At 42.1% G+C, this 13,076-nt stretch carries 9 protein-coding genes; 7 read left to right on the top strand and 2 right to left on the bottom strand.

Features of this window, described 5'->3' with window-relative positions; genetic code table 11:
* Positions 1-621 precede the first annotated feature (621 nt).
* The 6 genes from BLS59_RS10110 (at position 622) to porV (ending at position 10,660) form a co-directional block, all read left to right on the top strand.
* Positions 622-3,810 (top strand): SusC/RagA family TonB-linked outer membrane protein, encoded by a 3,189-nt coding sequence (locus BLS59_RS10110; protein WP_091148579.1) that lies wholly within the window; start codon positions 622-624, stop codon positions 3,808-3,810.
* 56 nt (positions 3,811-3,866) lie between these two features.
* Positions 3,867-5,366 carry a RagB/SusD family nutrient uptake outer membrane protein gene (locus tag BLS59_RS10115; protein WP_091148581.1) on the top strand — a complete coding sequence of 500 codons (1,500 nt, stop codon included), beginning with the start codon at positions 3,867-3,869 and terminating at the stop codon, positions 5,364-5,366.
* A gap of 22 nt (positions 5,367-5,388) precedes the next feature.
* Positions 5,389-6,084, top strand: coding sequence for a hypothetical protein (locus BLS59_RS10120; protein ID WP_091148584.1), 696 nt, complete (start codon positions 5,389-5,391; stop codon positions 6,082-6,084).
* Between the two features lie 32 nt (positions 6,085-6,116).
* Positions 6,117-7,091 carry a hypothetical protein gene (locus BLS59_RS10125; protein WP_091148585.1) on the top strand — a complete coding sequence of 325 codons (975 nt, stop codon included), beginning with the start codon at positions 6,117-6,119 and terminating at the stop codon, positions 7,089-7,091.
* 166 nt (positions 7,092-7,257) lie between these two features.
* Positions 7,258-9,444, top strand: a complete 2,187-nt coding sequence (locus BLS59_RS10130) for a DUF6055 domain-containing protein (protein WP_091148588.1) — start codon at positions 7,258-7,260, stop codon at positions 9,442-9,444.
* Between the two features lie 52 nt (positions 9,445-9,496).
* Positions 9,497-10,660: a type IX secretion system outer membrane channel protein PorV gene (gene porV, locus BLS59_RS10135; RefSeq protein ID WP_091148590.1), complete on the top strand. Its 1,164-nt coding sequence runs from the start codon at positions 9,497-9,499 to the stop codon at positions 10,658-10,660.
* Positions 10,661-10,762: 102 nt separating this feature from the next.
* On the opposite strand, the gene BLS59_RS10140 is transcribed toward porV, so the two are convergent.
* Positions 10,763-12,010: an alkaline phosphatase family protein gene (locus BLS59_RS10140; protein ID WP_091148803.1), complete on the bottom strand. Its 1,248-nt coding sequence runs from the start codon at positions 12,008-12,010 to the stop codon at positions 10,763-10,765.
* A 132-nt stretch (positions 12,011-12,142) separates the two neighbouring features.
* On the opposite strand from BLS59_RS10140, the gene BLS59_RS10145 reads away from it, so the two are divergent.
* Entirely contained in the window at positions 12,143-12,406 is a 264-nt protein-coding gene (locus BLS59_RS10145; protein ID WP_143014093.1) for a CBU_0592 family membrane protein, read from the top strand.
* Here the strand turns inward: BLS59_RS10145 and BLS59_RS10150 are convergent.
* Positions 12,377-13,000, bottom strand: coding sequence for a TetR family transcriptional regulator (locus BLS59_RS10150; RefSeq protein ID WP_091148596.1), 624 nt, complete (start codon positions 12,998-13,000; stop codon positions 12,377-12,379). The two genes, BLS59_RS10145 and BLS59_RS10150, sit on opposite strands and share 30 nt — an antisense overlap.
* Positions 13,001-13,076 lie beyond the last annotated feature (76 nt).

A 13,076-nucleotide genomic window follows, 5' to 3' on the forward strand; every position in this document is an offset into this window, starting at 1 on the left:
GTTATCTCCGTGTTAATTCAGTGTGATTTTCTCCACGCTTCTGCTTCCCTCAGGAGCCGCGTTCTCTTTAATTTCCTTCCCAAATCTGAGCGTTTTGTAACTGTTATTATGCTAAATGGAGGTGTTTTGCCAATTTTTGGTTAAAAATACGCCATAATTAGCGTAAATTGAATTGTTATTCCCATTCCTTCTTTCCTGTATCGTCAGTCTTCCCGTTTTTTTAGAAATCCACGTGTTTTTTGTTTTGTATTGCCGCCAATTGAATATTTAAGGGGCAAAAAAGTGTATTATTTCTCCGCTTTGCAAAATGTAATTATCAACGGGTAATTTCCTAATAAATGCCGCTTACATATCTGATTACATTTGGTTAACAGCAAATTATTACTGGCTTACAACGGGCCGATTAAAAACATATAAAGCATTACATCTTATTGATTACCTGTGCCTAATGAATAACCAGGTGGCCGCTTTTACATGCCCAAACTGAACTATAAACAATTTAAATAATCTACTTATATGAACTGAGTTTTACAATAAAATACACCACCAAAAGATAGTTAAGTACTAACTATCTGCTATTAAATTATTCACTAAAAAACAATCAAATTAAACTACAACAAAATGGGAAAACGTATACTCTTCCTCACGTTATGCTACTTGTTCAGCGCCTTGATAGGTGTGGCACAAGCGCAAACCAATGGCACAGCTACCGGGCAGGTTAAGGATAGCGAAGGCAAAATCCTCCCGGGAGTAACTGTTGCCGAAAAAGGCATGCCGGGAAACGGAGCCGTTACAGATGCTAATGGAGATTTTAAGCTCAAATTAAAAGGTACTTCAAATGCCATTACCATCAGCCTGATAGGCTTTAGACGCCAGGAACTCAAGGTAACTGATAAACCGCTGACTGTTGTCTTACAAATTGAAGAAAATTCACTGTCAGACGTGGTTGTGGTAGGTTACCAGAAACAAAACAGGCGTGAGGTAACCGCAGCTATATCCTCATTAAACGGAAAGGATATTGCAAATATACCCGAGGCCAGTTTCGACCAGATGCTGCAGGGGCGTTTGGCGGGCGTAAGTGTGTTGTCAAGTTCAGGAGAGCTTGGCGCAAAAACCAGTATAGTTATCCGCGGTTCGGCCAATATTGATTTTGGTAACGCAAACGGAGGCAACACCGGGCCTTTATATGTAATAGATGGCGTTATTTTCGATGTTAATGCCATTGGGTCGGCCTATGGCAACAACAATCCGCTGTCGTTAATCAACCCAAATGATATTGAGTCTATCGATGTTTTGAAAGATGCATCGGCAGCAGCTATATATGGCGCCAGGGCTGGTAATGGTGTAATCATAGTTAAAACTAAATCGGCCAAGGCAGGTAAACCGCAGGTATCAATTTCTGCATATGCGGGTATGGTAACTGCTCCCAATTTTATCAAGGTAAGTACCGGTGCCGCCGAGCGCTCACTTAAACTGGGCTTATTGCAGCAGCTAACCTATGGCGACAGGCAATTGGGTTTAATACCTTTGGCCATTACCGATAGTTTAAATTCGGCGTTTAATAACGATGTGGATTGGCAGGGCTTGCTTGTTAGGCAACAATCTTATGTAAACAGCCAGGACGTTGCCTTATCGGCCATTACCGGTACAACATCTTACCGTATATCTGTTAATCATTATAATGAGCAGGGCGTTTTGCATGGTTATGGTCTGGAGAAGTTTTCTCCGCATTTGAACCTTACCATAAAGCCGCTTAAAGGAATGGAGATCACGGCCGACCTCCTGATGTCATCCCAACGGCAGAGCCACGGCGTAGGTGGGGCAGGGGCTTACCTGTTTAATGCCTATAACTTCCCAAGTTCATTTGCGCCATTAACGCCAACCCAATACGACGTATACACTGGTAAAAAAAGTTATTATGATGATGACAGGGCATTTTCAATTGTAGGCTCGCTGAATTTAAAACAGCAGATAACGACCGATCTGGTATTTAACAGTACCTATGGGTCAACAAATTATACCAACAAATACGGCTATTTTTCGCCGCTGGAATTAAATGGCGTACAAAATACGGCGTATGATATTTATACAAGCAACCCCAGCTGGTCGTTCGAAAACTTTTTACAGTACAGCAAGCAAGTAGGGAAGCACAGGTTTATACTGGCTGCAGGCGCTGCGCTTTACAGCTATGAAAATTATTACAATTATGCATCGGCGGCAGGCATCACCGTTTCTGGCATCAGTACAGTACAAACTGTACCGGCCGGAACTAATCTGAATGCCTCTACCTATTACGGCCGTAAAACAACCGAATCTTATTACGCCCGGTTTAATTACGATTATGCGGGCAAATACCTGTTAACGGCAAGTATTCGCCGGGATGCCAGTTCAATTTATAGTTCGGAATATCGCTGGGCAACGTTCCCCGCTGTAGCAGCAGGCTGGATAGCTTCTGACGAATCGTTTTTTGAACCGGTTAAAAAGGTTGTTAACTTTTTCAAGATCCGCGCCAGTTACGGTATAACCGGTAAAGATCCGGGTCAATGGTATTCTAAATACCAGTCCCTTTCAAATGATGCCAGTTATTTTGGCGGCACCAACGGAACCATTAATAATTACGGGGTATTATCGGGCAATGCAAGCACTTATAATGGTACCAGCGTGGTATCGCCATTTTCTTATTATAACAACTTCTATAATTTTGGTACAAAAGCCAGTTCTACCGTACGATGGGAAAAAGATCCGCAATTGGATTTTGGTGCCGATGTGGAACTCTTTAACAGCCGTGTGAACTTAACGGTTGATTGGTATCGTAAAGATTCGAAAGACGTTTTCTTTTATAATGTGCCCGCACAGGCAACCAGCGGTTACCAGTACCTCTCCGGTAATTATGTAGATCTGCGCAACCAGGGTCTGGAGTTTTCTACAAATATTAACGTGTTAGGAGCAAGGTCTGCCTTTCAATGGAATTTTAACTTCAATATATCATTCAACAAAAACCTGGTTACCAAGTTGCCAAATAATAACCGCGACTTCTTGTTTGATGCGCCTTATTTCTACAAAACCCTAACCCTTGGCAAGCCTATATTTAGTTACAGGGTGTTCCATAGCAACGGCGTGTATGCTACCGATGCCGAAGTTCCTTATGACCCCATCACCGGTAATAAAATGACGGCCAACGGCGTACCGCTTACCGCCGGCGATCCAAGATATGTGGATGTAAATGGCGATTACAATATCAACAACGATGATAAGTATGATGCCGGCAATCCAAACCCTAAGTATACAGGTGGTTTTGGCAGTAATTTCCGTTACAAACGGGTTACTTTAAGTTTCTTCTCATCCTATGTTTTCGGCCGGAAAATATTGAACGGCGCACTTTCTGATGCGTTGAACGGTAGTAAATATATAGGCAGCTATGGCATTAACGCCGGTGTGGCAACCTATGTAAATTCACTAAATCAGTTTTGGCAAAGCCCTGGTCAGCAAACCAAGTACGCCAAGTTAATTTACAGCAACGCCGAGGCCAATGTTAAAGATCCCTGGAATATCGGGAACGATTATTTTGTTGAGGATGGCAGTTTTGTTAAGCTGAAAAATGTAACACTAGGTTATGATCTGCCGGAAAAATGGTATAAAAGCATTGGCTTAACAAGGTTTAATGTGTATGTGATGGGCGATAACCTGGCCATGTGGAAAAAAGCAAAAGATATTGCAGATCCGGAATTGGTTGACCCTACTACAGGTTCATCAAATACAGTTTATCCAACAGCTGCAAAGTTCACACTTGGTGTTAATATAGGCTTGTAATATAACCACACAATAATTCCATTTTCAGGTAACACATTTTAATAAACGAACTCGAGATGAAATCAAAATATATATTAATAGGTACAACGGCCATGGTGCTGTTGGTTACATCCTGCAAAAAATTTCTGGATCAAACACCTATCAGTACCCCCACAGATGCTACCACCTGGCAGTCTGATGGTGATGCAAACACCGGCGTAGCGGCTTGCTATTCCCTTATCAGGGGAGCATTTAACGCTTCGATAGGATATTATGCCTACGGCGATCTTGCATCGGGCGAATTTAGCTCATCTGATCAGCCAGATTTTCAAAAGGTGATTGACTTTAACCTTGGCGCTGGCGTGGCCTCTACCGCTACAGACAATCCCTTACTTAAATTAAGGTTATGGACACCTTTTTATACCGCCGTTGCGCAAAGCAACCGGGCGCTGTTTTTTATATCGGCAATGCCAACCTCCGTTTTTACAGGTACATCAGATGAAGAACGGATAGCCCGTAAAAACAAGTACCTGGGCGAAGCTTACTTTACCAGGGCCTTTTGTTATTTTACAATGGCAAAGGTTTGGGGTGATGTTCCTTTGGTGCTGGAAAATAACGATGCAACGGCATCTCAGCAATATGCCAGAACAGCAAAAGCCGATGTATTGAAACAGGCCATTGTAGATGTTAACCTGGCTATAAAATACCTTAACTGGAAGGACAACGGCTCATCTGACAGGATTGTACGTGCAGACAAGGGCGCGGCCTACGCGTTGCTTGCCCATATTGATGCATGGTTGGGGGATTATGCAGGTTGTAACACCGCCTGCGACGCGGTGATCAACTCAGGGTCATACAGCCTGATGCCCGCAGCATCATTTATGGATATTTACAAAGGACAATCGCAGGAAAGCATTTTTGAGATCTCGCAAAATACACTTGCCGAAAGCTACAATGCATTTGTTTATTACACCCTCGCTTCACAAACGCTCACTTCGCCTTATTTAAACAGTACTGTTCCGGTTTGGCATGTTAATAATAGTTTAGTGACAAGTTTATATACTGATACCGCAGATGTACGCTTTAAAAAGGGATTTATTTCGGTATCAAGCGGTGCCACATCTTTTTATGAGTGTATCAAGTATACCAACATTCAAACCGTTAATAACAACCCTACGCTAAAGGTTGCATTGAACAACATTGTAATATTCAGGTTGGCCGACATCGAATTATTAAAGGCGGAAGCGCTTAGCGCAGGACCAACTGCTGATTATAATACGGCACTTTCCCTCATCAATACTGTTCGCAGGCAAAGGAATGCCACCCCAATAACAGGGCTTACCGGCGCGGCAGTTATCCAGGCCGTAGCAGATGAACGCGGACGGGAACTGTTTTTAGAAGGCCACAGAACCTTTGATTTAATAAGACTGGAAAGAGTAACAAAAGAGCAGCAGTTTGATAACGTATCGCCGGGAGAATTTGCAGCAGGTAAAACCTACTGGCCTATTGATCCTAACCTGTTCCTTAACAATTCAAAGCTTATCCAAACGGCGTTTTGGATTGGAAAAGTAAATTGATCCACACATTAAAAGACATAAGATGAAAAAGATAAATCATTATTTCGGTGTCGTGCTTGTAGCCCTTTTGCTCGTGCTTTGTATGGGCGCGTGCAAAAAGAACGACTACCTGACCGATGGCGGCCTGGCAAAAGCGGTATCACCGTTTTCTACCTACGATTACCTCAAGAATAACAAATACCACCAGTTTGATACCTTGCTTACGTTGATTGATTTTTATAAATTAAAAGATGATATCAACAACGCTAAAACATTTTTTGCACCGCCAGATATGGCCATTAACGCCTTAATGAAAACAATAACCATTAAGCGCGTTGTTGATGGTGCTACGTTATCAAGCCCGATAACCACGCTTCAGCAATTAACGGATTCTGTAAGTGCGAATTTGTTTAAACAGTACATATTTAATAAAACAATTACGCTTGACGGTGCAACCACAACCGCGGTTTCCTATACCAACGAGGCCGGTTCCTTAGCGCCCTGCGCCATTAAAAAGGTGATAGGCACGAGTTCGGTATACCTTTCCAGCAGCAATTTAACTTACAGTTATTATACGCTGGAGTATGTAAAGGTGAACGGGCTTATTGACGGCAGTTCGGGCCCTGTTTCCGGCGATCTGGTTGATGCGCTTTTGCCTTGTCAAACCACAGGCATACAAACCAGTACGGGTACAACGCTTCATGTGCTGGCTAATTTTGCGGTACTAAAGAAGTTATAGTTAATTATTTAACTTATTTAAATTAAATCAACATGCGTAAAAATACTCTTTATTCTATCGCGTTGGCTATACTGGCAACAGCGGCGATATTTGGTTGCAATAAAATTAAAACCGGTTTCATAAGCGACAATATTTATTACAACGTTAACCCGTTTACCGTGGCACAAGGCAACACCGCGGTTTCTGCCGGTTTGGTTATTGATGGTTCAACAACCCCGGTTAATGTTAAATTGTTGGCAGTTAGGGATATGGCAACAGGCAAGGATGCTTCGGTTTACCTGTTAAAGCCAGATACCATCAGGATATACAACGGAACCATTACTTCAGACGATAGCACCCTTACCCAACTATCAAAAAAACTTAAGGACAGTACCCTTGCGCCATTTAGCGTAAATTCCATCGGCGGGCGCCTTCAGTTTACACAGGCTTCAAAATTTGTACCTATTGGTTCATATAATATCGATTTGCAGGTTTCAAACGTAAGGGGCACCCGTACATTAAATAATGCCTGCCAGATAAATGTTGTTGGCAGCATACCCGACACCATAAGCTACAAAGCCTATAACCATTCCGATGCTACCTACACCAACTTCGTAGGCTTTTCGGCTGCGTTATTGGATATGAAGGTGAAATATGATCCAAGTGGTGCCGATAAGATAATTTATGTATGGAAAGATAAAAACGGTAAAACCTGGAACCCTGCAAAGGGCGAGATCGTAGGCCGCCCCGGCCGCCCCACATTTGCAGATTTCGACCCATATTATCCGGTTACTAAAACAGATACTTCGCTTGAATACAGATATCCGGGAGGGGTGCCTATATTTCCTGTTTTTGCAATACCTAAAGCATATCCTGGTTTCAATGGCGGCCCTTATTATTACAGTATAAAAGGCAGTGCAAATGATACCGGTGGCCCTGTAAATACTACGTTTACAGTCGGTTTTTATCTTACCAAGGGCACTTTTGTAATAACTACAATAGTAACTGACGTGGCTCGGACCCCATAAACGTTGGCTAAGGTCACCTCTTTCACGGGCTGTTTCTCTTAAACCAGGAAACAGCCTTTTTAACACGCAGTTTTAAATAGCACCACAATTGCAGCATTCGTCTGTGCAATTTAATAGCAGCTGAGCCTACTGTTTTTATACCTCAACTTTAATCATATTAAAATATATGAAGTTTACTTTTACTGTAATTGTTTTGTGCCTTACAACCTTAGTTTGTTCGGCGCAAAAAAAGGTTTACATACCCAAATTATGGTCTACAGACCCTGCTTTAAGCAAGTGGTCTTATCAAAGATCATACGAAACAGAAAACTTTTTTTTAGTGTGGGGCCCCAAAGCTGGCCTCGACCCTAAAAATAACCCGGGTACAACAAGCCTCACTTTCGACCCCAAGTTTGTGACCGATACCCTCGAATACATTTTTAAGAAATACATTAAAGAATATCATTTAATATCAAACGATACCACTACACTTTTTGGCAAATACAAAACCATAATTGTGATGACCAATACCTGGGATGACGGTGGGCCGATTGATTTTGCCGTGGCATCCCAATATGATGATACGGTGCCCGCCATGTTTGTTGACCGCAGCGCAACGCTGGACGGTGGCGCAATATCGCATGAATATGCCCATTGCCTTCAATTTATGATGCACCTGGAATATAACAATGTAAACGGGGCCGGCTTTTCTAACGATTATGGATCATTCTTCTTTGAAACCCATGCCAATTTTATGCGAAACCACCTATATCCCAGCGCGGCCGGTTATGATCTGCCCCGGTGGATGGGAACGGGCAACTTTCAATGGGGGAGTACAAGGCACCACTATGATGCCTTTGACCTGTGTTTTTACATTGAACAGGTAGATAGTTTAAACATGGTGACCGATTTGTGGAAAAAATCGGCCGTAAATGAAACCCCGCTCATGACCTATAAACGGTTAAAAGGATGGACACAGGCGCAACTCAACGATTTTATGTTTGATTATTCCAAACGGCAGGTGGCTTATGATTATCCGTTATATGGTATAGATAAGGTAAAGCGGGCCCAGCGAGATTTTTTTAAGGCACAGCAGCCCAATAACCTTTGGCGCCAGTATGTTATCCTCGATTCCATCGGAAAACCATCGGCCACGGGTGGGCGGTTTGTAGTACCCGATGCCTCTGTCCCGCAGGATTATGGTTTTAATATCATCCCGCTGTATCCAACCTGTGCAGAAAAAAAAGTTTTTATAAAGTTTAAAGGCCATACCGATGTAAACCAGGTTAATGGCTGGCGATACGGCTTTGTAACCACAAAAGCCGATGGTACAGTTTCAAGGTACGGGCCAACCTACGGCGATGCCGAAAAAGAGATCAGCTTTACAATGAATGATACAGAAGCCAACTTATACCTGGTGGTATCTGGCGCTCCCGAACAAAATACCCTGTACCTGGTAGAACCCGGCTGGCCAAAAACGTACCGCCATCCGTATGAACTTAATATAGCCAATGCACTGCCAGAGAGCTATCAGCCTGGCTTTCGCAGCGATTTAAAAGTTAACGGGCATCCGCACAGCAACGGCGGGGGATGGGTTTCTAATTCATCAACTGTAGATGCAAGTGTACGTGTAGGGGCAAAGGCGGTTGTGTTGGGTAATTCCCGCATCACCGGTAATGCGGTGATAGGCGGCACAGCCTACGTGCAGGATGCTATAGTTAGCGGTAACGCCCAGATAATTGGCAACAGCAATGTAACCCAGGGAACGTATTCCGAAAATGTGATTGTTAAGGATAATGCCATTTTGAACGGTTCGGTAGGCAAGGGCTCGGCTATCTTTAAAACCAATACGCTTGAGTTTGGCGGAGAATACAGCGGCGACATTATTCTGGGCGGCGATTCGGAAGTAGGGTCCTGCTCAACAGGGGTTTATTACCAGTTTCCTAATTACACCAATGGCAGGTTTGGTTTTTGCGATGGTAAAGGAGTAACCGATCCGTCTAACGTGGATATCAATAACGCGTATAGTTTATTTTCTGATGATCAGATGGCGTTTTCAGGAACGGTTACCTGCGATGGAATAGCGGTTGTTGATACTGTTAAAAAGGCATCCACAAATATGCTTAAAGCGGTAATATACCCTAATCCGGTAATTGACCAATTGGCACTCCATATTGATAACCAGTTTAAAGCCGCCAATTTGTCTGTAGAAATATATACTACGGCCGGGCAAAGGGTAATGCAGTTGAACAGACCGGTTGCCCTCGGCAATTCGGTATTGCAGGTATCAGGCAGTAACCTGGCCGTCGGCCTTTATTATGTGAAAATTACGGGCGGCGATAAAACGCTGAAGTTGAAATTTTTGAAACAATAATTTATTGCAGCACATCGGTTTTGATTCAAAAAACAAATAAAAATATTAATTTATGAAACATAAATATACTGTGCCGGCCGGTTGGCTGTTGGCGGTAATGCTATTATTGTGTGTTGTTCCCAGCGTTTTCGGGCAGGTTAGTTCAGACGGTAGAAAAGGGAATGTTATACCCACCGGTGTTCCTTTTTTACTGGTATCTCCGGATGCAAGATCATCTGGCATGGGCGATGCCGGTGTGGCTTTGGAAGATGATGCCAATGCTACTTTCTGGAATCCGTCGAAAATGGTTTATATGAAAAGCAATTCTTCCTTCTCGGCATCTTATTGTCCCTGGCTTCGGAATTTGGCTAATGATGCCAGTATCAGTTACCTTAATTTTCAGGCTAAAACAGATGAGCGTACAGCAATAGGCCTATCTATGCGTTATTTTAATTTAGGAAAAGTAGATCTTGCCGATGCGGATAACACTTCACAAGGCGTTTATAGCCCTTATGAATACGCCTTTGACGCTTCGGTGGCCCGAAGTTTTGGTGATAACTTTTCATTAGGTTTTACATTGCGGTACATCTCTTCCCATATTTTTAATTCTGACGCTAATTATAAGCTCCAGTCGGGTTCGTCTGTAGGTGCCGATGTTTCGCTGTTTTATCGTAACACTTTCAGCTCCTTTGGTAAGGAATCTCGTTTTTCGTTCGGTACAAATATCTCAAACATAGGTTCAAAAATTAGTTACGATAATACATCGGGTAGTCAAATGTTTCTACCTGCTAATCTCAAATTAGGTATTGCCAATACCTGGGTGCTGGATAATGAAAATGAACTGACACTGGCTGTGGATCTGAATAAATTATTGGTACCCACACCTCCTCAAACGGATAGCGTTGGGCGGATAGTAAAAGGAAAGCGTACAGATGTTTCGGTACCGGCCTCAATTTTTGGTTCGTTTACTGATGCCCCCGGTGGTTTTAGTGAAGAGTTCCGTGAAATTAATTACAGTGCCGGTTTGGAATATGGTTTTAATCACCGGTTTTTTCTGCGTACAGGTTACTTTTATGAAAATCCTGATAAGGGCAACCGTCAATATGCCACGTTTGGCGTAGGATATAAATATAATTTTATGGATTTTAATTTCTCATACCTGGCTGCCAGTCAGCAAAAAACACCATTGGCCAATACCCTAAGATTTTCCGTTGCATTTAACCTTGGGCAGCATTGATAGAAAGTTGTTTAAAATCACCTGTTTTAAAGTGTGATCCAATTATTTAATATTAATTTTTAACACCAATCTTTTTAAACTCATTCATTTTCCAATCCGGTTTTATTTTACAGCTGTAGCAGCCTTTACAACATGCCAAACATTTAAAGTGTTGTTTTTGCCCTCTATTACAATTTTATAAAATGGGTGGTGTAATAAATCTGCGGAATGGTAATGGAATTTTTCTGCACTGGCAGATGGCGTACCAATTAGTTTATAGATGTCTTTTTTGCCTTCCTTTGCATGGTTGGTATAGGTAATATAAATTTTCAGTTTTTCTGCCGGTGCAAATGTTTTCCATTTCAGGGTAAATGCCTGGGCGGTTGCGTTCAACCTTGCGTTGCTTAAGGATACAGGGCCAGTGAAAGGTACGCCATCCAGCTCCCTTTTTACCGAAACAGGGAGGGAGATATTTAAGTAATTGGCAACTGAAGGTAATATATCAACAATGGCCGGTTGCGAAATTTTGAAATATCCATTGGTAACAGGGTGGTTCAAGATCATCCATGTGGTTCGCTCGCGCGTGTTTTGGTCCCCATGCTCGGCACCTGTTAATGAATCACGACCATGATCAGTAGTAATCACCAGCAGCCATTTTTCATGATAATTTGCCTCCCGGAAATGAATAGCGGCGGCAATTTTTTTCATTTGTTCATCCAGCAGGCCAATGGCTTTGTCAAACTCCTTCCCGGTACCTTTACTATGGCCTACATCATCAGTGTATTCGAGGTAGATCCATGACAGATCAGGTGCTTTAATCCTGATAACCGAATCGGCAGCATGTACAACATGCTCATCTATTTGATGCAGGTATAGGCTGGCCGTATCATGCGGGAACCGGGTCGAGTCTTTTTCGAATCCATCATAAACGTAGTCAATGGTTAACTTTTTCGTTTCAGGCAGGCCTGCTCCCAGCAGGGTTTTCCGGTTTTCAATCCAGGTAGAAAATATAGCGGTTGTACCGGTTGGCCTTGCTGTTTTAAACAACCTGAAAATAGTTGGATAATTATAGTTGGGGTGCTGGTTATCATTGTCCCACACGTTATGTTTATAGGCCCAGGTACCGGTTAACATATCATTGTACCCCGGTGCAGATATGGTAGGGGTTTGGGTATAGGTGCCTATGTTTCCGCCAACATAAGCCCTGGTATAGGCGCCTTCTTTAATGATCTGCTGCATGGCAGGAGGATGCAGCCGTTCCATAACATCTGCCGGGATACCGTCTGCAATAACAATTACCACCTTGGGTTTGGGCTGTGCAATTGCCGCCATGCTTATCAATACAAAAAATACGGTGTTTATGAGGCGCATATATGCTGCTTTTTGTTTTTTCAAAAGTAGATTACCGACATTAGCAAATTGTTAAGGTTTATTATTAATCTTCCGGGTTATCTCCATTTTTCGTTAATCTTGCTGCAGCAAAAAGAATTTAACTCAAACACTATGAGGCAAATTATATTAACGTGTGTTGGCTGGCTGGGCGTGATTTTATGCACGGTTGGCTATTTGTTATTGAGCATGAAAGTGCTTAAAGCCGAATCTCGCGGTTTTCAGGTATTGAATATTTTGGGTGGCTTGTGTTTAGTGGCTACTGCTGTTGATAATAATGATATGCCAAATGCCGTAGCCAATTTGCTATGGATGTTTATTGGAGTTTATGCTTTAAGTCGCCGGTTATTAACTCAGGGTACTGTCAGAAAAAATTGATTGCTCCATCCCTAAAATTTCATAGGCTTTGTGCTTATAATATTCAAGCCTTGCTGTATATGCTTCTTTATCATTTTCTAATGATAGGTAAAAATACGCGCCATCTACCAGTACAAAAATTAAATCGGCCGCGGTCTTGGGAGCCAGAACGTTTATTAATTGTTTTTCATTGCATTGCTCAATCATTGATGAAAGCGCGTGGCGAAGGGAATCCAATATAGTCTTGTATTTTAATTTGATTTTTTTTTCCCTGAATGCTAATGCATAAAAGGTGTAAAAAAGCCCGTCATCAAATAGCAGGTTCCATTTTTTTGAAAAAAGCATTTCAATTGTTTTTTGCAGGTCTGCAAGTGTAACCTCTTCCTTATTCTTTATGGTATAAATCAAGAGGTATCTTTCAAGTATATGATCTATCAGTGCATAGGTAAGGTCCTCTTTGGTTGCAAAGTAATGACTAACCAAACTTGGGTTAATATCCATCACCTTTGCTATTTTGGCAATAGAGGTATTTTCATAACCCTCCTTTTTAGCAACCTTGTAAAATGTCTTTATAATTTCTAATTGTCTTTCCTCTTTAAGACTTTTTCTACCCATGTTAATAATATCTGAAACAGCCAAACTAATCAAAAGTAATCTGATTTGGAAATTAAATAAATTGATTGTATGTTCA

Source organism: Mucilaginibacter pineti (assembly GCF_900101875.1).
Taxonomy (GTDB): Bacteria; Bacteroidota; Bacteroidia; order Sphingobacteriales; family Sphingobacteriaceae; genus Mucilaginibacter; species Mucilaginibacter pineti.